The organism is Weizmannia sp. FSL W8-1119 (genome assembly GCF_038008605.1).
GTDB lineage: Bacteria > Bacillota > Bacilli > Bacillales > Bacillaceae_C > Weizmannia > Weizmannia coagulans.
On the sequence record NZ_JBBOZL010000001.1, the window covers coordinates 1,345,467 to 1,368,200 of the forward strand.

At 49.1% G+C, this 22,734-nt stretch carries 27 protein-coding genes; 14 read left to right on the forward strand and 13 right to left on the reverse strand.

Annotation, left to right across the window (positions count from 1 at the left end):
- Position 1 precedes the first annotated feature (1 nt).
- Genes hisB through hisIE form a run of 5 tightly spaced genes read left to right on the forward strand, consistent with a single transcriptional unit; the run spans position 2 to position 3,311 of the window.
- On the forward strand, positions 2-589 hold the full coding sequence (gene hisB, locus NSQ19_RS06405) for an imidazoleglycerol-phosphate dehydratase HisB (RefSeq protein ID WP_026104772.1): 588 nt from the start codon (positions 2-4) through the stop codon (positions 587-589).
- On the forward strand, positions 586-1,197 hold the full coding sequence (hisH, locus tag NSQ19_RS06410) for an imidazole glycerol phosphate synthase subunit HisH (protein WP_061575376.1): 612 nt from the start codon (positions 586-588) through the stop codon (positions 1,195-1,197). Before hisB ends, hisH begins: the two co-directional genes overlap by 4 nt.
- Positions 1,194-1,898, forward strand: coding sequence for a 1-(5-phosphoribosyl)-5-[(5-phosphoribosylamino)methylideneamino]imidazole-4-carboxamide isomerase (hisA, locus tag NSQ19_RS06415; protein WP_013859254.1), 705 nt, complete (start codon positions 1,194-1,196; stop codon positions 1,896-1,898). Before hisH ends, hisA begins: the two co-directional genes overlap by 4 nt.
- Positions 1,895-2,656, forward strand: coding sequence for an imidazole glycerol phosphate synthase subunit HisF (hisF, locus tag NSQ19_RS06420; RefSeq protein ID WP_340702586.1), 762 nt, complete (start codon positions 1,895-1,897; stop codon positions 2,654-2,656). The genes hisA and hisF overlap by 4 nt, the downstream gene beginning before the upstream one ends.
- A complete protein-coding gene (gene hisIE, locus NSQ19_RS06425; protein WP_017553234.1) occupies positions 2,646-3,311 on the forward strand; it encodes a bifunctional phosphoribosyl-AMP cyclohydrolase/phosphoribosyl-ATP diphosphatase HisIE in 666 nt (221 codons plus the stop codon). The genes hisF and hisIE overlap by 11 nt, the downstream gene beginning before the upstream one ends.
- A gap of 247 nt (positions 3,312-3,558) precedes the next feature.
- Here hisIE and yedF read toward each other — a convergent pair whose 3' ends face one another.
- Positions 3,559-3,801, reverse strand: coding sequence for a sulfurtransferase-like selenium metabolism protein YedF (yedF, locus tag NSQ19_RS06430; protein WP_017553233.1), 243 nt, complete (start codon positions 3,799-3,801; stop codon positions 3,559-3,561).
- Between the two features lie 16 nt (positions 3,802-3,817).
- The gene (yedE, locus tag NSQ19_RS06435) at positions 3,818-5,053 is read right to left on the reverse strand and encodes a selenium metabolism membrane protein YedE/FdhT (protein WP_017553232.1); all 1,236 of its coding nucleotides are present in this window, start codon (positions 5,051-5,053) and stop codon (positions 3,818-3,820) included.
- Positions 5,054-5,252: 199 nt separating this feature from the next.
- Between yedE and rarD the strand changes: the two genes are divergently transcribed.
- From rarD to NSQ19_RS06450, 3 genes are all read left to right on the forward strand, one after another.
- Positions 5,253-6,164 (forward strand): EamA family transporter RarD, encoded by a 912-nt coding sequence (gene rarD / locus NSQ19_RS06440; protein WP_340702587.1) that lies wholly within the window; start codon positions 5,253-5,255, stop codon positions 6,162-6,164.
- A gap of 191 nt (positions 6,165-6,355) precedes the next feature.
- Positions 6,356-7,654 (forward strand): TrkH family potassium uptake protein, encoded by a 1,299-nt coding sequence (locus NSQ19_RS06445; protein ID WP_013859261.1) that lies wholly within the window; start codon positions 6,356-6,358, stop codon positions 7,652-7,654.
- A 10-nt stretch (positions 7,655-7,664) separates the two neighbouring features.
- Complete coding sequence (locus tag NSQ19_RS06450) at positions 7,665-8,342, forward strand: potassium channel family protein (protein ID WP_340702588.1); 678 nt, start codon at positions 7,665-7,667, stop codon at positions 8,340-8,342.
- A 137-nt stretch (positions 8,343-8,479) separates the two neighbouring features.
- Here the strand turns inward: NSQ19_RS06450 and NSQ19_RS06455 are convergent, their stop codons facing one another.
- On the reverse strand, positions 8,480-9,232 hold the full coding sequence (locus NSQ19_RS06455; protein ID WP_195850323.1) for a DUF1836 domain-containing protein: 753 nt from the start codon (positions 9,230-9,232) through the stop codon (positions 8,480-8,482).
- A 320-nt stretch (positions 9,233-9,552) separates the two neighbouring features.
- Between NSQ19_RS06455 and NSQ19_RS06460 the strand changes: the two genes are divergently transcribed.
- Both NSQ19_RS06460 and NSQ19_RS06465 read left to right on the forward strand, forming a co-directional pair.
- Positions 9,553-10,002, forward strand: a complete 450-nt coding sequence (locus NSQ19_RS06460) for a hypothetical protein (RefSeq protein WP_340702589.1) — start codon at positions 9,553-9,555, stop codon at positions 10,000-10,002.
- Positions 9,990-10,283, forward strand: a complete 294-nt coding sequence (locus tag NSQ19_RS06465; RefSeq protein WP_061575380.1) for a YxcD family protein — start codon at positions 9,990-9,992, stop codon at positions 10,281-10,283. Before NSQ19_RS06460 ends, NSQ19_RS06465 begins: the two co-directional genes overlap by 13 nt.
- A 34-nt stretch (positions 10,284-10,317) precedes the next feature.
- Here the strand turns inward: NSQ19_RS06465 and NSQ19_RS06470 are convergent, their stop codons facing one another.
- The 4 genes from NSQ19_RS06470 to msrA form a co-directional block, all read right to left on the reverse strand.
- Positions 10,318-11,505 (reverse strand): CynX/NimT family MFS transporter, encoded by a 1,188-nt coding sequence (locus NSQ19_RS06470; RefSeq protein ID WP_195850325.1) that lies wholly within the window; start codon positions 11,503-11,505, stop codon positions 10,318-10,320.
- A gap of 16 nt (positions 11,506-11,521) precedes the next feature.
- Complete coding sequence (locus NSQ19_RS06475; RefSeq protein WP_340702590.1) at positions 11,522-13,192, reverse strand: ABC1 kinase family protein; 1,671 nt, start codon at positions 13,190-13,192, stop codon at positions 11,522-11,524.
- A 65-nt stretch (positions 13,193-13,257) separates the two neighbouring features.
- Positions 13,258-13,554: a phasin family protein gene (locus NSQ19_RS06480; RefSeq protein WP_014098395.1), complete on the reverse strand. Its 297-nt coding sequence runs from the start codon at positions 13,552-13,554 to the stop codon at positions 13,258-13,260.
- A gap of 98 nt (positions 13,555-13,652) precedes the next feature.
- Entirely contained in the window at positions 13,653-14,183 is a 531-nt protein-coding gene (gene msrA / locus NSQ19_RS06485) for a peptide-methionine (S)-S-oxide reductase MsrA (protein ID WP_013859269.1), read from the reverse strand.
- Between the two features lie 244 nt (positions 14,184-14,427).
- On the opposite strand from msrA, the gene NSQ19_RS06490 reads away from it, so the two are divergent.
- Positions 14,428-14,679 (forward strand): hypothetical protein, encoded by a 252-nt coding sequence (locus NSQ19_RS06490; protein ID WP_340702591.1) that lies wholly within the window; start codon positions 14,428-14,430, stop codon positions 14,677-14,679.
- A 155-nt stretch (positions 14,680-14,834) separates the two neighbouring features.
- Here NSQ19_RS06490 and NSQ19_RS06495 read toward each other — a convergent pair whose 3' ends face one another.
- Entirely contained in the window at positions 14,835-15,038 is a 204-nt protein-coding gene (locus NSQ19_RS06495) for a cold-shock protein (protein WP_013859272.1), read from the reverse strand.
- 302 nt (positions 15,039-15,340) lie between these two features.
- On the opposite strand from NSQ19_RS06495, the gene folE reads away from it, so the two are divergent.
- Complete coding sequence (folE, locus tag NSQ19_RS06500) at positions 15,341-15,988, forward strand: GTP cyclohydrolase I FolE (protein WP_195850327.1); 648 nt, start codon at positions 15,341-15,343, stop codon at positions 15,986-15,988.
- Between the two features lie 19 nt (positions 15,989-16,007).
- Complete coding sequence (locus tag NSQ19_RS06505) at positions 16,008-16,955, forward strand: NAD(P)/FAD-dependent oxidoreductase (RefSeq protein WP_328194340.1); 948 nt, start codon at positions 16,008-16,010, stop codon at positions 16,953-16,955.
- 154 nt (positions 16,956-17,109) lie between these two features.
- Here NSQ19_RS06505 and NSQ19_RS06510 read toward each other — a convergent pair whose 3' ends face one another.
- Positions 17,110-17,400 carry a DUF1292 domain-containing protein gene (locus NSQ19_RS06510; RefSeq protein WP_019721199.1) on the reverse strand — a complete coding sequence of 97 codons (291 nt, stop codon included), beginning with the start codon at positions 17,398-17,400 and terminating at the stop codon, positions 17,110-17,112.
- Positions 17,401-17,519: 119 nt separating this feature from the next.
- Here NSQ19_RS06510 and NSQ19_RS06515 point away from each other — a divergent pair, with 119 nt between their 5' ends.
- Positions 17,520-17,819 (forward strand): hypothetical protein, encoded by a 300-nt coding sequence (locus NSQ19_RS06515; RefSeq protein ID WP_013859277.1) that lies wholly within the window; start codon positions 17,520-17,522, stop codon positions 17,817-17,819.
- Positions 17,820-17,929: 110 nt separating this feature from the next.
- Here NSQ19_RS06515 and NSQ19_RS06520 read toward each other — a convergent pair whose 3' ends face one another.
- From NSQ19_RS06520 to NSQ19_RS06535, 4 genes are all read right to left on the reverse strand, one after another.
- Positions 17,930-19,873, reverse strand: a complete 1,944-nt coding sequence (locus NSQ19_RS06520) for an ABC transporter permease (RefSeq protein WP_340702592.1) — start codon at positions 19,871-19,873, stop codon at positions 17,930-17,932.
- On the reverse strand, positions 19,863-20,624 hold the full coding sequence (locus NSQ19_RS06525) for an ABC transporter ATP-binding protein (RefSeq protein WP_026104738.1): 762 nt from the start codon (positions 20,622-20,624) through the stop codon (positions 19,863-19,865). Before NSQ19_RS06525 ends, NSQ19_RS06520 begins: the two co-directional genes overlap by 11 nt.
- 96 nt (positions 20,625-20,720) lie before the next feature.
- A complete protein-coding gene (locus NSQ19_RS06530; RefSeq protein ID WP_340702593.1) occupies positions 20,721-21,725 on the reverse strand; it encodes a sensor histidine kinase in 1,005 nt (334 codons plus the stop codon).
- Positions 21,722-22,414, reverse strand: coding sequence for a response regulator transcription factor (locus NSQ19_RS06535; protein WP_340702594.1), 693 nt, complete (start codon positions 22,412-22,414; stop codon positions 21,722-21,724). The genes NSQ19_RS06530 and NSQ19_RS06535 overlap by 4 nt, the downstream gene beginning before the upstream one ends.
- Positions 22,415-22,734 lie beyond the last annotated feature (320 nt).

Sequence of the window (22,734 nt, forward strand, 5' to 3'; positions counted from 1 at the left end):
GTTGCGGAAAGCGGCAAAAAGCAGAAAAACAAATGAAACATTGATTGAAATTGCTGTCAATCTGGACGATCCGGCGGAAGTTGAAGTGAGTACGGGCGTCGGATTTTTTGACCACATGCTCGAACTGTTTGCGCGGCACGGGCGCATCGGGCTTGTTGTAAAAGCGAGCGGCGATTTGTACATTGACAGCCACCACACCGTCGAAGACACCGGGATTGTGCTCGGCCAGCTGGTGCGTGAAGCGCTCGGCGATAAAAAAGGCATCACCCGTTACGGCTCCGCCTATGTCCCGATGGATGAAGCGCTCGGCTTTGTCGCCCTCGACATCAGCGGCCGCCCTTTCCTGCATTTTGAAGCGGAATTTGAAAACCCGAAGCTCGGCAATTTTGACACAGAGCTTGTGCGCGAATTTTTCCAGGCGTTTGCATTCCAGGCGGCGGTTACCCTCCATGCCAGGGTACTGTACGGCGCCAACACCCATCACAAAATCGAGTCGCTGTTTAAGGCGTTGGGGCGGGCGTTTCACCAGGCAGTGGAAGTTGACCCGGAAATCAAAGGCGTCAATTCGACAAAGGGGCTGATAGAATGATCGCAATTGTCGACTACGGCATGGGCAATATTGCAAGCGCCTCGAACGCTTTCCGCACGCTTGGGCTTAAGGTTGCCGTAACGGACGACCCGGAAAAACTCGGCGCCGCCACCCACATCATCCTGCCCGGCGTCGGCGCATTTAAAGCAGCAGTGGACGAGATTGAAAAGCGCGGGCTGCGGCCGGTTTTGACGGAGCTTGGGAAGAAAAAGCCGTTTCTCGGCATTTGCCTCGGGATGCAGCTGTTATTTGAAACGGGATTTGAAAACGGCGTTTCCGAAGGGCTCGGCTTGATCCCGGGGACAGTGGAACGGATTCCGGCAAATGAAATTTTACCGCATATCGGCTGGAATACGCTCGATGTGAAACCGGGTTTTCCGGCTTTTGCGCCGTTTCAGCATCAGCATGTGTATTTCGTCCACTCCTACCAGGCGAAAACAAAGGCGTCTTATATTGTGGCTTCAACCGATTACGGGGCGGAAATTCCGGCCATTGTCAAAAACGGGCATGTGTACGGAATGCAGTTTCATCCCGAAAAAAGCGGCAAAACCGGCATGGCACTGTTAAAAACATTTTTGCAGGAAAGCAGTTTGGAGGTACAGGCATGAGAATCATCCCGGCCATCGATTTAATTGGCGGAAAATGCGTAAGGCTTTACCAGGGGGATTTTAACCGAACGACAGAAGTGGCGAAAGACCCGGTGGCACAGCTGGAACGCTTTATTGAAATGGGGGCGGAAATGGTCCATATTGTCGATTTGGACGGCGCAAAGGCCGGCCGGCCCGCACAGTTTGAACTGATTGCCTCTTTGTGCAGGCATGCCGCCGTTCCGGTTGAAGTAGGCGGCGGCATCCGCAATTTGGACACCGTCCGCAAATATGCGGAAATGGGCGTTTCCCGGATTGTGATCGGGACGGCCGCCATTGAAGACCGGGATTTTTTTAAAGCGGCGGTCGCCGCATACCCGGAGAAAATCGTCGCCGGCATTGACGCAAGAAATGGGAAAGTCGCGGCACACGGCTGGCTTGCAGTTACCGAAATGGATTACATCGGTTTTGCAAAAGAAATAGAAAGCTTGGGCGTGCGGCGCATCGTCTTTACCGATATATCGAGGGATGGCACCATGAAAGGCCCGAACCTTGATGCGTTAAAAGTGCTCATTGAAGCGGTCAGCTGTGACATTATTGCTTCCGGCGGCATCACAAGCGAAGAAGACGTGAAAAACCTGGATGCAATCGGCATCAGGGAAGGGATTGTCGGCAAAGCGGTTTATGAAGGCAAAATCCGGCTCAAGGGGGCGGCAGGATGATCGCAAAACGGATTATTCCTTGCCTCGATGTGAAAGACGGGCAGGTCGTAAAAGGGACAAATTTTACCGGGCTCCGCAATGTCGGCGATCCCGTTGAGCTGGCAAAATTTTATTCGGAAAGCGGCGCTGATGAACTGGTTTTTCTTGACATTACCGCAACCCACGAACAGCGCGATACGGTCGTCAATATGGTTGAAAGGACAGCTGAAAATGTGTTTATCCCGTTTACGGTCGGCGGCGGCGTACGGACGATTTTTGACGTGACCCGCCTGTTAAAGGCCGGCGCCGATAAAGTGTCGGTGAACTCGGCTGCGATCAAAAACCCGGAACTGGTCCGAAAGGCGTCCGTCCGGTTTGGTGCGCAGTGCGTCGTCGTGGCAATTGACGCGAAAAAAATGCCGGACGGCAAATGGCATGTCATTGTAAACGGCGGCCGCATCGATACCGGAATCGATGCGATTGAATGGGCGAAGGAAGCAGAACGGCTCGGCGCCGGGGAAATTTTATTGACGAGCGTTGATACCGACGGGGTAAAAGACGGCTTTGACCTGCCGCTGACAAAAGCGGTTGCCGGCGCCGTAAAAATTCCCGTGATCGCCTCGGGCGGCTGCGGCAAACCGGAGCATTTTGCCGAAGTGTTTAAAGAAACGGGGGCTTCTGCTGCCCTTGCCGCCTCCATTTTTCACGACGGCACGTTTACCATCCGGGAAGTAAAGGACATTTGCAGCAAAGAAGGGGTGAACATCCGTGAAGCTTGATTTTTCGAAAGGGCTGATTCCGGCAATTGTGGTCGATGATGCGACCGGGGATGTGCTCATGCTGGCTTATATGAATGAAGAAGCGTACGAAAAAACACTTGAAACGAAAGAAACCTGGTTTTATTCCCGGTCCCGCGGCAGCCTTTGGCATAAAGGCGAAACGAGCGGAAACACGCAAAAAGTAAAATCGCTTCAGGCGGATTGTGATGCCGACACGCTTTTAATCCGTGTTGATCCGGAGGGCCCTGCCTGCCACACGGGGGAAAGGACATGCTTTTATACAAGGCTCGATGAAAACGGGGAAGCGGCGGAATCGGAGATCCCCTCCAACCGGCGCATCTTTGACGTGCTGGAAGACGAGGTGGAGAGCCGGAAAATAAAGCCGGTTGAAAATTCCTATACCAATTATCTGTTTGAGAAGGGCATCGATAAAATCGCGAAAAAATTTATTGAAGAAGCGGGCGAGGTCGTCATCGCCGCCAAAAACAACAGCAAATCAGAACTCATTTACGAAACGGCGGATTTGTTGTTTCATACCTTTGTCCTGCTGTCCAACCAGAATGTAAAACTATCGGAAGTGGAAGCCGAACTGCGGGCCCGTTCCGCCAAAAAAGGCAACAGCAAAGGCGACCGGAAAAAAATCGAGAAATGGTAATGGAAAGGAGTTTTCTTTCTTGTTCCTCTGGAAAAAGTGACATTTACATGGGATCATTTGCAGTAGCGTAATGATTTGATTGCGCATAAAAAAATCGCCCTTTCTGTAGTGTTGGCTTGGCCACTTACATTTACTGGAAAGGGCAATTTTTTGTGGGAATCATGTAAAAAAGGGCATCCAAAAGGCCATAAAGAATGACTTTTTGGACAGCCCCTTTTCCATCATGTAAATGCCCGGCACAGCGGAATCATTTACAAACCCGGATGTAATAATACAGCGTCGTTCCGTCCTTCACTTTCGAGAGCACTTCATGCCCGTGCCGTTTGCACGACGCCGGCACGTTGATAAAAGATTGCGGGCAGTCGGCGATCACTTCCAATATTTCCCCGCCTTCTAATTTTTCGATTGCCTCAAGCGTGTAAAGCTCCGGATACGGGCATGATTCGCCGCGGACATCCAGTGTTGCATCCACAGTAAAATTTTCCGCCATTATTGCCGCCTCCTGATTACGCAGACGTTTTCTTTTCGAATAACGTGCGTTTTGCATTTATTTTCTTCGTATACCAATTTTCCCGCCATACGATGAGAAGATAAAGGGCCAGCAGAAAAGCGCCCGTACCGAAGAGCGCACCGCCCCATCCGAATGACGTTACAAGATTGACTTCCGGCCATCCTTTGACAAAAACATTGAAAATGCCCCAATGATCCCATCCGTATGCCAGGAGGGTTGCCCCAACGATATTGCCGGCGCCGACTGCAAAAAATTGCACCTGGCCCTCCGTAATGCGGTACATCCACCCTGTTTCACAGCCCCCGGCAATGACAATGCCAATGCCAAACAGGACGCCGCCGAAAAGGGCACCCGGGCTTGCCCAGTGGATAACAGGGGCTTCGCCTTTAAAAATGAAAATGGCGGTGCCTGCCGTCTGGATCGCCATTCCGGCAATGATCGCTTTTCCGAGCGTGCCCCGCCCGGTCAGCCATAAATCCCTGAGCCCGGAAGTAAAGCAAATTTGGCCGCGCTGGATCAGTATCCCAAATGCCGCCCCGAACAGCGCGGCAAGCCCGAGCATCACTTTGCCGGATATGAGATACCAGGCGGCAATCAGCGCGATGAAAAGCAGAACCAAAACAGCAGCATAAAGCTGGTAGTTCCCGTGTTGCGGATCCGGCTGTGTGCTTTTGGCAGCATGCCGGCTGAACGAAATTTTTGGTTTTCCTTTAAAAATAGGCAATACGGCAAGTTTGACGCCAAAATAAGTGCCGATCGCGGTGCCGGCAATAAAGAGCCAGGCGTGGAGAGAAAATTGCGGCAGCCCCGTAAAAAAGGCAGCCAAATTGCAGCCCATCGCAAGGCGCGTTCCGAATCCGGCGATGATGCCGCCAAAGAACCCCCACACCCAGCGTCGTTTCAGGCGGGGAATCTTCCATTTGAAATTCTTGCTGGCAAGGGCACTGAACAAACTGCCAAGCAGCATACCGATGACCAGCCATCCGTCAGTCCGGTCCTGCGGCTCTCCGGTCAGTTTGATCGCTTTAAAATACGCCCAATCAGCTGTATCAACGCCGAACAGCTGCAGTAAATTCCCTCCCCAACGGGTAAATTCGCCTGTGACGGCCCAGAGCGTTCCGGTTAGCCCAAAATAAAAAGCAGCAAATACCCCTGCCAACAGTAAGACAATAAAAGGATTCCAAAACCCGCTGAACCACTTTTCATGGGCTTTTTCCAACCATATACGCATGCGTTCCCAGCCTCCTTCATGAAAAATCATACATTCCCTATTATAGCAGAGATTTCCGCCGGCACATTGATAAAAGCAAAGGCTGTGAGCGGTTTGCTTTTTCAAATCTGAAAATAATGGTAAAATAATGAAATATATTATGCGAAAGGAGGGAGGCGGCCCGGGGGAAGGCGTAATACCCGGACAAGCGACGCAACAAATGGGAAACAATCAAAAAAGCGGAATGTTTTACGCGTTTTTTGCGTATTTTTTGTGGGGCATTTTTCCAATCTACTGGAAAATGGTTGAACAGGTGCCTGCCCTTGAAATTCTGGCGCACCGCATATTCTGGTCTTTTATTTTTATGATCCTGCTTTTAGCCTTTTTAAGGAAAATGGGGGATTTAAAAACCAGCATAAAAGAAGGGGTTCACCACCCGCGCACGCCGCTTTTACTGCTTCTTGCATCCGTGCTTGTGAGCGGGAATTGGTTTATCTACATATGGGCGGTCAACAACGGGCATGTCATTGAAACAAGCATGGGCTATTACATTAACCCGCTTGTCAGCATCCTGCTCGGCATGATCTTTTTGAAGGAAAAACTGAACAGGTGGCAGCTGATTGCTTTCCTGCTGGCAGCATGCGGCGTCGCAATCCAGACGTTCAGCTTCGGGCATGTTCCCTGGATCGCCATCGGCCTTGCGCTCACATTCGGGTTTTACGGCCTTGTGAAAAAGAAAGTGGATATTGATGCTTTTATCGGCCTGACATTCGAAACCTTCTTTATGATGCCGGTTGCGTTTATCTATTTAACGATGATCCAGGTAAAAGGCACTGCATCGTTTGCAACAGTTTCACCGGCTGTTACTGTACTGCTGATCGGCACCGGCGTTGTGACAGCCATCCCGCTCATTTGCTTTGCGCAGGGAGCAAGGAGAATTTCCCTGACAATGATCGGCTTTTTCCAATACTTGACGCCGACGATGACGCTGATTATGGGCATTGCCTTTTTCAAGGAACCTTTTACACATGTGCAGCTGCTGTCCTTTGCTTTTATCTGGCTGGCGCTCGTCGTGTTTTCCGTTTCCGGCTTTTTGCCGAAGAAAAAATTCCATGTGGAAGAAGTTGCCTGAATCAGCAGCCCATGCCGGAACAATGGCACAAAAAATGCGATGGAAGCGGCGGGAAACCAGGATTGTGCCCCGCCGCTTTTGTCTGCCGAAAATCCAAAAACAAAAGTAGGTCATGATTTTCAGGCCGGCTTTTTTCGAATAGAAAATTTCAGGTATAATAGGGATGATTGATGCATAAGGGAGATTGGTTTATGTCCAGGTTCCAGTTCCGCCCGGCAACGTTTAAAATGGTTTTCTTCATGTATTTGCTGGGCACGGTTATTTTTGCGATTTTGTATTTGCTGCCGGTTTCACACAAACAGCCGTTGCTGCCGTCAGATGCTTTTTTTCTGTCCGCAAGCGCCATCAGTGCAACAGGGCTGTCCACTGTTACCGTTGCGCAGGCACTTACAACGGCCGGAAAAATCATCCTGCTCATCCAGATGGAAATCGGCGGGATCGGCGTCATGGCCTTGGTCGGCGCGCTTTTGATCGTATTGCGCACGAATGCGCCTGTTCCGTCACAAACATTGATGATTTTTGACCAGAACCAGAACAGCAGCCGTTCGATATCAAAACTGATGGCCTTTATTGTAACGTACACATTGATCGTCGAAGCGGCAGGCTTTCTGCTGATTCTGCCGGCTGCGCTGCATCACGGCAGCCATTCTTTTGCCGCTTTTTTTCTTTCAGTGTCGACATTTACAAACGCCGGCTTTGAAATTTCCGGAAACGGGCTTGATGACTTCAAAGGCGAACCGTTCGTGCTCGCCGTGTTAACCTGTATGATCATTCTGGGCGTCCTCGGGTTCGCCGTTGTAATGGAGTTTTTGCAGTCGCGCCGGAAAAAGAAAAGCCTTTATTTCAAAGTAAATGTTTTGATGCACGGCATTTTGCTTTTGGCCGGCTTTCTATTCTTCTTTTTTGTAGATTTTATACATATGCCGGGGCTTTCTTTTACAGATAAAATCATCCAGTCCTTTTTCTTCAGTGCGGCGCCAAGAAGCGGGGGTCTGGCATCGCTCGATTTGCACGTTTTTTCTTTCCCGTCTTTGCTGTTTATGATCGTGCTTATGTTTATCGGCGGGTCGCCAAGCAGCTGTGCCGGCGGGATCCGGACGACCACATTCGCCGTCATTCTTGCCAAATTGTGGTCTGTCATCCGCGGTTCAAATGAGACGCATATGTTCAGAAGGACGTTGTTTGCCGAAGACGTAAACAAAGCCTTTCTCGTCTTTTTCGCTTTTCTTTTTTTGTTCTTTTTCTCGTTTTTTGTATTGTCTTTTACGGAAAAAGCAGCGCCGTTTCCGCTTGCATTTGAAATTATGTCGGCGCTGTCGACATGCGGCTTTTCCCTCGGGATCACGGCCGGGCTGACGGTGTTCGGCAAAATCTGGCTGGCTTTCCTCATGCTAATTGGCCGTCTCGGGGTGATTATTTTGATCTATACCTTTATGAATCAAAAAAAATCCACAATCAAATATGCAAAAGAATCCATTTTAATCGGTTAGGGGTGGGATTGTGAAACATTTAAAAGAAAGTTTTCTTGTGCTCGGGCTCGGCCGTTTCGGGTCGAGTGTGCTGAAAGAACTGGCGAGGCTCGGATATGATGTTGTCGGCGCCGATAAAAATGAAAAGGTGCTTCAGGATGAGGAACTGCAGGACGCCGCTTCGTACCTTGCGGAAGGCGATGTGACCAGCACCGCTTTTTTGGAAGAATTGAATGTGGACAATTTCGATGCGGTGGTCGTCAGCATAGGAGACGATTTTGAATCTGCCATTTTAACGGTGCTTGCTCTAAAAGATCTTGGCTGTGAAACGGTTTATGCGAAGGCGAATGATCAAAAGCGGGGGAGGGGCTTGAAAGGGGCAGGTGCGACCGACGTGTTTTTCCCTGAAGAAGAAACGGGGCGCTGGGTTGCCTACCATATTGCAAACCCGGGCATTTTGCAGTATATCCGCCTGTCGCCGTATTGCTCCGGCCTTGAGATGACAGTGCCGGAAGATTTTATCGGAAAGTCTCTGGCAGAACTCGATTTCCGCAACAGGTACAAAGCCCTTGTTGTAATGGTCACTTCCCAGTCTGAAGAAACGCCGGTTGTCTCCCCGGCACCGGATTATATCTTTCAGCCGGGGGATACCATTTTCACAGTCGGTGCGGAAAAAGATTTGGAGAGGCTGCGCCGGAAATTTTACTAGCGGGGTGAGGCGTTTTCCGGCTGCGTTAAAGTTGAAATGGGGGGCTGCCGCTGTTCCGGGGCGGTGCTTCCCATTCGGGGCGTGCGGCGCGGGAGCCGGAAAAACACTTACCTGCCGGGAGATAAGTCTCCTGCCCCCTACATATTTTGCAAAAAAATCGTTGCGGTTAAATACCGCCTTGCGAGCATTTGAAAATATGCCGTAAAAACGGAAAGCGTCGCGATGACAATGGTGTTGCGGATGGCTTCTTTTTTCGGGTCATCCGGCGATATGTATTTTGATATCATCTCTTCTGCTTTTTCGGTAATCATACCCTCCATTGCCGAAATCATATGTTCATGTTTTCCGGCCGGGAACCGCCCGACTTCCCGCATGGAATTGAGTTCCTCAAAAAGCTGGGAATAAGTGGCATACAGCTGTACCGGATTAATCAAATCATCATGCTCGTCTTCGGGGTCATTGACGATCAATTGCAACAGCTTGCGGATGGAATCGAAATCAAGCGCCGTTTTTAAGTCTTCCACCAGAAACAGCAGCGCCATCTGGTCAATCGAATATTTTTTCCCTTTTTCCGGCGCCACGATCATTTCTTTAATATCGCGCTTTACCCAGTTTTGAATCGCGGTCAGTGTAAAATTTGTATTTTCAATCTGGCTTCCGAGCGCCACGATTTCATTTAACGAAAAACCGAAGTCATCCGTGTTCTTCTTCAGTATTTTTGTGAAAATGGGGGGCATTACAGCAGCTGCAAAGGGACGGTGCGGGTCTTTTCCGCCATTTTTCTTTGCCCATAAGCCTTGTAAAAACGCTGCAGGCGTCATGGGGCCTGATCCCTTCAGCGCAAGCAGCAGATCTGCCATTTCCCTGCGTGTCATTTGAAATAGTTCCATTAACAGCACCTCCCAAACATTGGCATGCTACTTTTTATCGTAAGATTGATGGATGGAAAAGTCAATGATCATTGGGTGTCAAGTTTTCCCCGCTGTGCCGGACTGCGGGGGATGCCTTATTCTTCAGGCGAAACTTTCCATGCTTCCGGGAAGAAGACTTGCCCCTGTCCCGGTTTTGAAAAAAGTTTAAAGACGGCTTTTAAGGGGAAATAGAAACCGGGAATCACATTCTTTTGTGAAAAAGACTTGCATTTTAATTGATAAGTTCATATAATAGGTTCATAGGAACTTAGTATAAAAATAGAAAAGGGGAAATAAAGTTGAAGAAATTTTTTGCGTTGCTCCTGGCATTTACGTTTACCTTTTCAGTGGTCGGGATTCACTTTTCAAACCCGGTTGACGCAAGAGGATACCGTTCCGTTAAACGGTCTTACCAGTCGGTGCCAAAGACGACAACACCGTCGTCAAAACAACAGTCCCATTACCAGTCAAAAACGAACCAAAATACAAATCCGATTTCCGGCAATAAAGCCAATTCGGCGTCGTCTTCATCGAGAGGCAGCTTTGTCAAGGGGATGCTGCTCGGCGGACTTGGCGGCATGCTGTTCGGCTCAATGTTCAGCCATCTGGGCGGTTTGGGGACGGCTTTGACGGCAATGGTCAATATTTTAATCTTTATTGCGCTGATTCTCATTGTCATCAAATTGTTCCAATCCATATTTGGCAACAGGAAAAAAGATCGCGAGGCCTATGACAGATGGAAACATTAAAACTGTCGGAGCAGGATTTGATTAACGCGGTCTGCATGTATGTGGCAGACCAGCATTATGCTTATCCGGAAAATGTGATGGCGGTGCTCACATACGATGATGATACCGGCTACGGCGCAGATGTCGAACTGAACGGCAGAGATCTCGAGCCGCTGACTGAGCCGAAACTGATTCAAGCCATCCGCAAATATTTAGAAGAAGCATATAGCATTGACCCGTTTGCCGTCAGCATCCGCCTGGAAATTGAGGATCAAGATGGCATGGTGGCATACGTGGATTAAGAAACAGCCCGGCATTTTGCCGGGCTGTTTTACTCTATCTTGATACATATTTGTTCCGCCCTGCGCCGGTTCCTGTGGCAAGCATGAGGATGCCGCAGATCATCATGATGACGACCGGCATATGCCAATTGTGCGCACGGTCGTACAGCCAGCCGATCAAAAACGGGCCGGCCGCCGCCACAAGGTAACCGGCTGACTGGCTCATGCCGGAAAGATTGGCGGCTTCAGTGGCCGTTTTCGAACGGAGGCCGATAAACGCAAGCGCGAGGCTGATGCTGGCGCCCTGGGCGATGCCGATCAAAATGATGCAAATCCACATCCAAAACATATGCCCGCCGTACAGAAGGCCTGTAAGCCCGCACAAATAAAAAATCGTGATCCCGAAAACAAGGGGAATCTGGTTTTTCATCCGCTCCGCCCAAATCGGCGTCATAAAGGTAGCGGGCAGGCTGACGAACTGCATGATTGACACCATCCAACCGGCCGCTACGAGGCTTGCCCCATGGCTGACCATAATTTCCGCAAGCCAGGCGATGGTGCTGTAAAACAGAAATGACTGCAGGCCGAGAAAAAGCGTCACCTGCCAGGCGAGCGGGGACAGCCAGACGGATCTTCCGGGCGTTTCCTGATGGGCAGAAAACTTTACCCTCGCGTGCCTGCGCAATTGCGGAATCCATACCAAAGCAGCCAGTACAGAGAGGATGCCCCAGACGAGCAACCCCCATTTCCACCCGAGCCCCAACCCGTCCACAATCGGGACGCTGACGCCGGAAGCGAGCGCAGCAAATCCGCCCATAACGGTTGTATAAATACTCGTCATCAGCCCGAGTTTTTCAGGCACCCGGTGTTTAATGAGGCTAGGCAGCAGCACATTCCCGATTGCAATGCCTGTCCCGACAAAAGCTGTACCGATATAAAGCATGGCGGCATTCCCGGCCGTGCGGGCCAAAATGCCGATAAATAAAATGACAATCCCAAGAAGCAATGTCAACTCCTGGCCAATCTGGCTTGCCAGTTTGGGCGCAAGCGGTGAAATCAGTGCGAAGGCAAGAAGCGGGAGCGTCGTAATAAATCCCGCTTGTGCATTTGACATATGAAGGCTGTGGCGGATCGTGCCGATAACCGGCCCGACGGAAGTGATTGCCGGCCTGAGGTTGGCTGCAATACATATAACGCCTGCCACAAGCAGCCCGGATAATACTTTTTCTTTCTGATCACCCATCTTTTTCTAAACTCCTTTAAAACTTTCCTGATTTAAAAATGGACAACAGCAGCCATAAAAGCATCAATGTCGCAACACCGAATCCGATCTCAATGATCGGGTTTTTCCAGATCACTGTCGACTGGCCGCTGATGGACGTTCCGATCATCAGCCCGACCATCAAGATACTAAAGGCGAGCAGGACGATCGCAAAGGAAAGCCGGTTGCTGATCCTGTCAAGTTTTTCCAAAAATAAATGCAAATCTGGTATCACGACCTCCATCCTGAACTTGCCTTTTCGCATCGTTTTGGAAATATCGCGCAAATTTTTCGGAAGCTCAAGCAAAATTTCCGCCTGGTCCAAAAACGTTTTCCATCCTTTCCGCGCGACCCTGCCCGGCCGCAACCGATCCCGCAGCAGCCTTTCCCCGAACGGGCGCGCAGCTTCGATCAGGCTGAATTCCGGGTCAAGCGATTCCACGACGCCCTCCACCGTAATCAGCGATTTGCCGAGTATCGTCAGATCGGCAGGGAAGCGGATATGGTATTTAAATGCGAGATGGTACAAATCATTGATCGCTTCCCGCAAGCTTAACTGGCTGAGCGGCAGATCATAATATTTTTCGCGGAGAACTTCGACATCTTCCTTCAGCAGATGAAGATCGGTTTCTTCCGGAATTTCCGCAAGCGCATCAACCGACTTCATAATGGCATTCGTATCCGCCCGCATCAGCGCAATGACGAGCGAAGCGCAATGGTACTTGGTTTCTTCCGTAAGCCGGCCGACCATGCCGAAATCCATATAGCAAATCACATCGCCGGGCAAAACGACAATGTTTCCCGGATGCGGGTCGCCGTGGAAAAATCCTTCCACAAAAATCTGCTGGAGCATCGAATGGATCAGCCGTTCAGAAATGACTTTTTTTCGGTACCCGGGGACGGTTTCACTGAAAAACCCGCTGATTTTCCTGCCCTTTATGTACTCCATTGTCAGGACTCTTTTTGTGGAAAAGTCCCAGTAAATTTTCGGAATCCGGATGTTTTCATCGCCTTCAAATTGTTTGGCGATCCGTTCCGCATTCCGGCCTTCATGGTAATAATCAAGCTCGGACAACAGCGCCTGGGAAAATTCTTCGACAATGTCCCGCAATTGGTAAGCCCTTGCCCATTCAAAACGGGACTCAAGGGAGAGGGAAAGGCTTTCCAATATTTCCAGATCGGTTTCAATGACCGGGCGGATATTTGGGCGCTGGATTTTGATCGCAACCGGCTCTTCCGTATGTAATTTGGCTTTATGCACCTGCCCGATCGATGCAGTTGCGAGCGGTTCCGGATCAAATTCAGCAAACAGCTCCTCAACGCCCGCCCCGAGTTCGTCCCTGATAATCTTTTTTACGTCTTCATACGGAAACGGCGTGGCATTATCCTGCAATTTTTCCAGGTCAGCAATCATCGATTCCGGCAAAATGTCGCGGCGGGAGCTGGCCAGCTGCCCGAGTTTAATGAATGTCGGGCCCAATTCCTCCAAAAACAGCCGGATCCTTTCCCCGGTGCTGCGATGGGGGATGCGGGGAGCCGCTTTTTTCGAGGGAAAAGGAAAGAAATCCGAAAGGCCCCAATCGTTGATCAAATAACCGAGGCCGTTTTTAATTAGAGCGCCGGCAATTTCCTGGTATCTTTTTCCGTGCTTCATCTTTCTGGAAAGCAAGCAACCACCCCCGGTTTTGTTTTATGCAAAAAAACAGCCGGCCCCAGGAAAAAGGGCCAACCGGTTTACGGGTTCAACCGTTCTTCAAGCTGCTGGATGCGAAGTTCCAGCGCCTTGATTTCATCTTTTGTCGCAACATTCATTTCAGAAAGGATCTCGTTGACCCGGTCTTTCAAGGCCTGATTCAGTTCTTGTTTGGATTGTTCCCCTTTTTCCAGCAGTTCATCAATCAATTGTGTGGATTCTGCTTTTGTCAGGTTCCCTTTTTCCACGAGGCGGTTGACTGCCTTTTCTACTTGTTCTTTGCTGAGCACCGCCATGCCGAGGCCGAGTGATAACAATTGGTTCACTTTATCGCGCATTTCCAATTCCTTCCTTTCTCCTCTATCTTAATGTAATCATAGCCCAATCCGGCCGGAATCACAAACGGAAAGGTGTGTAAAAACGGATAATTAACGGGCTATTTTCCCCAATGGGAGGCAATAAACGTGTCGCGGCCTGACTTCGCCCGGTCTTCGTGATAGGCATTCGGGTTTTTCTTATAAAAATCCTGGTGGTAGTCTTCGGCAGGATAAAAGGGCTTCGCCGGCAAAATTTCAGTTACAATCGGCTTTTTGAATTTGCCGCTTTCTGCAAGCTGCTGTTTTGTAGCTTCCGCCAGCCGCTTTTGTTCTTCATTATGGTAAAAAATGGCCGCCCGGTAGTTAGAACCGCGGTCCTGGAACTGGCCGCCGGCATCGGTCGGATCGATTTGCTGCCAAAAGATTTCGAGCAGTTTTTCGTACGGAAAAACTTTGGGATCATATGTAATTTGGACGGCTTCGTAATGGCCAGTCGTTCCGGTCTTTACCTGTTCATACGAAGGATTTTCGACCGTTCCCCCCGTGTACCCGGAAACGACTTTTTCGATGCCGTCCCACTGGTCGAAAGGTTTGACCATGCACCAAAAACAGCCGCCGGCAAAAGTTGCTTTCTGAAATTGTTCCGCCATTTCTTCTCCTCCAAGGTGGTTCTTTTTCTAAATCGTAACATTTCCTGCGCACCACGACAAGAAAGAATGCCCGGCCTGCTGCGGAAAAATCAAAAAATTCCGGTTGCATCTGCCCAGTTTTGGGTTTTAGAACATATCTTTTTTGTATTGTCCACTAAAATGCAATTTTTTTAAAAAATGCGTTTAAAATTTGAACATTTTGTGAACATGAAGTAATATAATATACAAAAGGGAGGGTTGTGAAATGAAGGAATTTAAGGGGTACTATCTGCTTGCAACCGCTGAGCTGGTGATGAGTGTGGTGTTTCTTGCCATTCACTTTATTGTAAGCGATCACACAACGGACTGGTCTTTGATTTTGTTTTGGGGTTTTCTGCTAGGGGGACTGATTACCTACGGGCTCGGAATGGCGTACTTGCTGATGCTTTGCGCGTCAGGGAAAGAATTGCCGAATGAATATCCGGAATTCGATCCGTCATATAGAAAAGCGGGATAATCGTTCGCACAGCATGAACCCTGTAGACACGGGGTTTCTTTTTTTGGGGGGAAAAGCGGGCGCCGAACAATCCGGATTGATCAAGGCTTGACATTTAAAAGCGGAGGGAAAGGAGTCCTTTTTTATGCAAAAAAACGATGCCGCAAAGGGCACCGTTAGTCTTCTTTTTGAACATTTGCCGCCTGCGGGCCGCGTGATCCTTCTTCCACATCAAATGATACTTTCTGGCCTTCTTCAAGCGTTTTATAGCCTTCACCCTGGATGGCCGAGAAATGGACAAACACGTCGTCTCCGCCTTCCCGTTCAATAAAACCGTAGCCTTTTTCACTGTTAAACCATTTTACTGTACCATGTTCCACGTTTAATGCCTCCTAATTTTTAACCTTTCTTGCTTTTAATATATCCAGAATCCCAGGTTTTAAACGCCTTTTTCACTTGCAGGCAAAAATTTGCGGCTTTTTTTGGGTCCATCTGTCCTGAAAATATGCGCCGGCCGGTTTTCATCCCCGTTGTTGCCGCATCCATCCCAGGCATAAGCGTCCATTTGGAAAAAGCTTGGTACACTTTGCGGCATCAACATTTGATATAATCGGGCAGCCGTTGTAAACTTTTAAATAGCCGGATAGTGAAAACTTTATTGCAAAAGGAGCTGTACCCATTCATGATTGTTTCCGGACAAAAGGAACATCAACTAATAGAAGAAACTTTTAAAGATCAAATAGATCATCCTGCTGTGATCAGCAAAAAACTCGAGCAGTCAGGCCAATTTATGGAAGCCGTCCGTAGCCTGATTGATTTATGCGGCGATGATCCGGACCGCGACGGATTGCAGGAAACACCTTACCGGGTGCTGAAGGCCTTTTTGGAATATACAGAGGGGTACCGGGAAGACCCGAAATTGCATTTGGCAAAAACATTTGACGTCGACCACGACCATAAGGAGCTCGTACTCGTAAAAGATATCGAATTTTATTCCATATGCGAGCACCACTTCGCGCCATTTTTCGGCGTCGCGCATGTCGCCTATTTGCCAAACGAAAAAATCACCGGCCTGTCGAAAATTGCGCGCATGGTCGACGGCTACGCCAGGCGTTTTCAGGTCCAGGAACGGCTGACAAAACAAATTGCGGATGCGGTGGAAGAGGTGCTTGAACCGCAGGGCACAATGGTGGTTTTAGAGGCCAAGCATATGTGCATGTGCGGGCGGGGCGTGAAAAAGGCGGATGCGTCCACGACAACGATGTCCTACCGCGGCATTTTTGAAGGGCGGGCGGATTTGCGCGCCGAATTTTTATCCTTGCTCAAATAGAAAAAGAAGGATGGTGTTTATGCTGGATGTGGACATATTGATCATCGGGGGCGGCCCTGCCGGCATTTCAGCAGCGATCTGGTGCAGCCGGCTTGGCATGGACCATCTGCTCATTGAGGAAAAAGAAATGCTTGGCGGGCAGCTCAGGCTGATCCATAATCGCATTATTGATTATCCCGGCCTGCAAGCGGAAAACGGGGAGGAAATGCGCAACCTTTTTGTCCGGCATGCCGAGTCGTTGCAGTGCCGGTACCGGGTGAATACGCGCGCCGTAAAAATAGATGGCGCCGGAAAAGTTGCGGTGGCGGAAACAGGCGGGCTTAAGACCAGGATCGGTTTTCGCTACCTGATTTACGCTGCCGGTGCCGTACGGAGAAAACTTGGCGTGCCGGGGGAAAAAGAGATGTTCGCCCGCGGGGAAATGTATTCAGCTACGAAGGACAGCCATTTGTTTAAAGGGAAATCTGTTGCAGTTGTCGGCGGCGGCGACCGTGCTTTTGAGGGCGCTTGTTTGCTTGCAGAAGCAGGGGCGCACGTCTACCTCATTCACCGCTCGGAACGTTTCAGGGCCAGGCAGGCTTATCTCAGCCGGGCCCAATCTTATCAGAACATCCGGATTTTGCCGAATAGGCGTGTGAAAGCCATTATCGGGGAAGACCAAACCGAAGCTGTGGAACTGGTCCGTTTAAGCGGAGAATCTTGTTTTTTGCCGGTATCCGCGGTCTTCGTCCGGATCGGGATGGAACCGAACAGCGGCCTCGTTCAGCATGTTGCCGGGACGGATGCAGACGGGTACATCGTATCGGACGGTTACGGGAAAACCGAGTGCGAATGGCTGTATGCAATCGGGGACAACTGCCTCGGCCCGCTTTATTCCAGTATTGCAGGGGCGGCCGGGCAGGGGGCTGCTGCAGCAAAGCATATTGCCTCCCGTTTGGCGGGGGAACGTGCCCGGACGGTAAAATAAACGATCTGCCGCGGCTTTACGGCCCCGCGCACGCCGGCTTAAGGCCGGGCAGCCGTGCGTTCCGGAGCAGGAAGGTGGGGCAAGCAAATGCCGGCTTTACGAATTGTTCAGTGGCGATGGCCTCAAAACACTTTGCCCTGCCCCTTTCTGTTTTTTAATCCCGGCCGTCAGGTTGTGGGGCATCTTCCCCGCCCAGCACCCGGCTGAAAGCGGCAGAAACTTTTTCGTATTCTTCGTCTGAATGGAGGGCGTCCAGGTCGCCTTCTTCGTCTGTTTTCAAGAAAAACACATCCAGGTCCCGGCCTGTCTGTTCCTCTAAATCTTCAACAAATGAAACGGCGGCATATTCGGTTCCTTCCAGCGACAATACACCGATGATTTCCACTTCCTGCTCACGCCCGTTTTCCGTAATTGTAAACACTTCACCCTGTTCAATATTTGCCATCGGGTCTCCTCCTTCATTTCCGTCTGTTGCGTATTGTATACGAAAACCGAAAAAACACGCCAAAAGAAAGAAAAGTGCGCTATCATGATAGCAGCCGGATCTCGGAAAGGGGTGTATATATGGATAAAAAAGACATGGAAGAAAAAATCATACAACAATACAAAATGGATGAGAAAATGATGGCGCTCATTTTTGCCCAATGGTGCGTGAATAATGGGCTAGATCCGGAAGAACTATACAGCAGGGCGTACCCGCAACAGGCAAAAAACGTCTTGCTGGAAGAAGCGCTTGCCCTGACGGTGCCGAAAGAAGAAGCAGAAGAAATCAGCAGCGGGACCGTGTTGAATGTATTATCCTTATTCGGCAATGACGATTTGGCTTTTGTGGTGTCGGAAGAAATTACCAAGTTAAAACGATGAATCCGGAAACAAATGAGATGCCGCCCGCACGGAGACGGCCCATCATGATCTTGTCTTTTTCCAATCCCGGAAATGGAAAAATCACCCCTTGGATACCCAAGGGGTGATCATTATAAGGAATCGCGTATTGCCTTTTTAAATCCTTCCACAGAAAGCAGGGCAAATACCGAATAAAGCAATGTATATAGAACCATCACGATCAGCATCGGCGTCCACAGCGAGGACCCGAAAAAGAACCAACCGGATTTTACCGCAAAGTAGCTGTGCGAAAGGCCGAGCAAAAGCGGAATGCCGAAATTGTAAAGCTGCTTGATCCGGATGCCCTTTGTCAAATCCTGCGTTGTAAAGCCAAGCTTGCGCAAAATGGTGTAGGACGGCTTTTCTTCCTCGCTTTCTTCCATCTGCTTGAAATACAAAATGCAGCCGGACGTGACCAGAAATGTAAGCCCGAGAAATCCGACAATAAACATCGCAACGCCCATGTTTTCTTTTTGTGCTTTGAAGATTTCAGGGCTGGAATAGGCAAAGGAATCTGAAGGGAAGTGCAGACTTTGGAACAGTCGGTCTGCTTTGCCAAGATCTTCCTCCTTCTTCAGATTGATGCCGGTAAAGCGCTTTGAATCCAATTGAATTTTCGGGTCCGTATCCTTTTTTAAATCTTGGAAGAACGCATCATCCGTCACTAGAACGGGCATGCTGCCAGAGAAATAATTGGAAAGAATCTGGTCTTTGCGAAGCGCAACGATGCGGAGTCTGGCTGTTTTCCGCTTGCCTGTTAAGTCAATCATCCCTTCCGATTTCATCGGCATAAATTTTGCCAGGGCATCGGGATAGCCGGAAAAGACCGCCTGCCCGGGTTTTACATCAAATCTTTTCACTGCCGCATCGCTGACAACTGCGATCGGCACGGCGCCGGTATCAAACTTCGGATCTTTTGTTTTTTTATCGAACAGGCTGCTTAAATCAGCTGTAACCCGTACGACTGCAATTTCTTCTTTTTCATAGGCGATGCGGTTTTCATTTAAACGTTTTGTAAATTGTTTCGCCTCATTCGTTTTGATAAAAGAAAAGTCCGCAGCTGCTACATTATGGGCTGTATCTTCGGCAGAGTAAAAGGTAATGTAGCTTAATGATAATAAGCCGATCGCAAGTGCCGACACGGTTGTGATGATGGTCAGCAGCACTGCGTTCGAACGGATCCGAAACATGATGGCGGACAGGGACATGACATCCCGGATATTCAGATACCCGCCTTTCTTTTTCCGGATAAGGTAAAAGACAAAGCGGACAGAAGTCTTAAAAAATAGGTAGGTCCCGAGAATGACAAGGGCTAAAATGGTTCCCATTGCGGTAAACAAGGCACGCGCCGTTCGAAAGTCCCCATTGAATAATTTTGATGAAATATAGTATCCTGCCCCGATGCAGACAAATCCGGTTATCCCGAGCACCAGCCCCGCTTTTGACATCCGTGCGGCCCGGTCTTCCGTGGATGAAACGGTGCGGAAGAGGGAAAGGATTGTTTGCCGTTTGATAAAGATGCTGTTGATGAGCAGGATCAGGACGAAAATGATGGAAAAAACAAGGATCGTCTGCTCGAAAGCCTGGATCGAAAAATAAAGAGAGACCTTTGTTTTAACCTGAATAATCCGAAGCAGCAGCATCATCAGCAGCCTGGATGCCGCAAACCCGAAAAAGATGCCGGCAAAGAGTGAGCCGTAGTAGAGCAAAAAATTCTCCGTGCCCAAAATCCGGAATACTTCTCTTTTCGTCATGCCGACGAGCTGGAAAAGCCCGATTTCCTTGCTCCGCCTTTTGATAAACAAATGGTTGGCATAAAAGAGAAAAACGGCCACAATGACGATCAGCAAAACCGACGCCACCTTCAGCGCGGCCAGCCCTTTTACGGAAGATTTTACTTCGTCGAGAGAAGGGGCGTATTGCAGTGTCACAAACGCAAAGTATAATGCAGCACTGAAGGCGAGCGCGAAAATATACAGTGCATAATGCGGAAGGTTCTTTTTAAAATTGCGGTAAATCAAACCGTTAATCGTCATGCTGCACACCTCCCAGCACAGCCTGTGTTTTCAGGATGGCCTGATAGAAATCCTGCCTTGATTCGGTGCCTTTATGCAGTTGGGAATAAATCTGCCCGTCTTTGATGAAAATGACCCTGCCCGAATAGCTGGCTGCGGCCGCATCATGGGTGACCATTAAGATGGTTGCTTTTCTTTTTTCGTTCAGGCGGCTTAATTTATTCAAAAGGTCGGATGCCGATTTTGAATCGAGCGCGCCTGTTGGTTCGTCGGCAAAAATAAGGCTCGGTTCATGGACAAACGCCCGCGCTGCTGATGTCCGCTGCTTCTGCCCGCCGGATATTTCATTCGGATACTTGTCCTGGATATCGGCGATCCCGAGTTCTTCCGCAACCGCAAGGAATTTTTCGTCCGCCTCCCGTTTTGAAACTTTTTTCACAGACAGCGGCAGCAATATATTTTCCTTCACCGTTAACGTATCGAGCAAATGGTATTCCTGGAAAATAAAGCCCAAATGCCTTTTCCGGAACTCCGCCAGCTGCTTGTCTTTCATTTTCGTCAACGCTTTGCCTTCGATTTCAATGGAACCGCGGCTGGGCCGGTCAATCGAGGAAAGGACATTTAACAATGTCGTTTTCCCTGATCCGGACGGGCCCATAATGCTCGTGAATTCTCCTTTTTCAACATTTAAATCAATCCCTTTTAAAACTTCTTGTTTGTTCCACTTGTTGCCGTACGTTTTATAAACATTTTTTGCTTCAAGGATCATGATTGGTTCCCCCTTTCTGATATGATTTCATTATAGAAAAGCCGGCATGCTTCTTCCTTCGTTTCGGCTAACAATACAGAAAAGCATATGACAGTTTTGTCACATGCCTGTAATTTGCTGCAAGCCATTTCTTTCCGGGAAGATGAGCGTAAAGGTGGAACCGGCGCCGGGAACTGACTGGACAGCAAGCACAATATTTAATTTTTCCGCCGCCCTTTTGGCAAGGTACAGGCCGAGGCCGGTTGCCCCCCTGTTTTGGCTGCGGTCAGAAGACGTAAAGCCCTTTTCAAAAATGCGCGGCAAATCTTTCGGGTCAATGCCGCACCCCTTGTCTGCCACCGATAAATGGAAGCGGCCGTCTGCCATTTTTCCGGAAATGGAGATGTCTGTCCCGCAACTGTACTGGACCGCATTTACCAGCAATTGCCGGAGGATAAACGACAGCCATTTTGCATCTGTAACAATTGCCGGAACCCCCGGTGAGACGTCAAAACCGATGCCTTTTTGAATGCACCATGGCTGAATCGCTTTGATTTCCTGGAAGATCAGGCGTTTCAGGTCAACATTTTCCATATAAACGTCATTTTCCATATTGCCGATCCGTTTTTCATGAAGCTGTTTGTCAAGCAGGTGGTGGATGCGCAGCCATTCATAATTGAGCGACACTTTTGCTTCTTCATCTTGAAGCCGGTCAATGATGAGCTGCATGGCAGTCATCGGTGTTTTGACCTCATGTACCCATGCCGTTAATTCATCCTGTTCTTCCTGCACCGTGGACGCGTTCCGGTCAGTTTCCGCCCGTAGATGTTCCGCCTGCGCTTGTACAGCCTGATGCACGATCTGTTCAAAAGGGGTTCCGGGGCGGGTGATCTCGCTCGTATCAAGATCCCCATCCCATTCTGAAAGGCTTTGATAAAATTTCACTTCTTTCCGAGCGCGGAAGAAAAGGAAAAGAAGAAAAGCAATCGTTTCTAAAAAAACGATATAAAGAACGGATGAAAGCGCGATTTGCGGATCAAGCCAGGCAATGAAAAGCAGCATCAGCTGGCAGGCGGCAAAAAATATTACCCAGCTTTTTCGTTCAACAAGAAACATCCGGATCATAGGCCGGCATCCTTTTCAAGCGCCATATAGCCCTGGCCCACTTTTGTTTCGATACAGTCACCGAGCCCGATCGTGGAAAGTTTTTTCCGCAGGCGGTTGACGTTCACGGTCAATGTATTATCGCTCACAAACCTTTCATCGTCCCATAAACATTCGATCAGATGCGTGCGGCTCACAATCCGGTTTTTCATGTTCACCAAAATTTTCAAAATAAACATTTCGTTTTTTGACAGTTCAATGCATCCATGTTCGTTTTCGACCGTGTTTTTCTGCAAATCGATTGTGGCCCCGCACCATGTTTTTAAAACTGCCTGCTCGCTTGTGTAGGCATATACCCGCCGCAAAATGGCCTGGATTTTGGCGATTAATACGTCGATATGAAAAGGCTTTTGCACATAATCGTCCGCACCGAGCTGCATCGCCATCACCATATCAGTCGGATGGTCGCGGGAAGAAAGGAAAAGGATCGGGACATGGGAGTGTGCGCGAATCTGCCGGCACCAGTGGAACCCGTCAAATTTCGGAAGCTGGATGTCAATGACCACCAGATCAGGCCGGAATTCCGCAAATTCCTCCATCACATGCCCGAAATCGCGGATCCCCGCAACTTCAAATGACCACTGCGAAAGCCTTTCTTTCACCTCACGAAACAGCGTCACATCGTCTTCAATGATTAGAATTTTTATCAACCGGACCACTCTTTCTATTTTTGCTACCCTCCATTTTACAAGAAAAGGCGGCAGCAGGCTATATTTGCAGGTATTCTCTTACAAAATACAGAATCAGCCTGAAGCACCATATATCTGATGGATGGTGATATCTAAATGGCCTGTCATTTATTTTCACCTAACTGGTTTTATGATGATATCGCTAACGCCCGTAGTTGTTCCTTTATAGCTTTTTTCAATCCCCGTTCTTTTTAATCCCTCGTTGCTGTTTACAAATACACCATAACTTTTTAAAGACAAAAAAAGATAATATATTAAAATAACTAATTTTAAGATTTGTT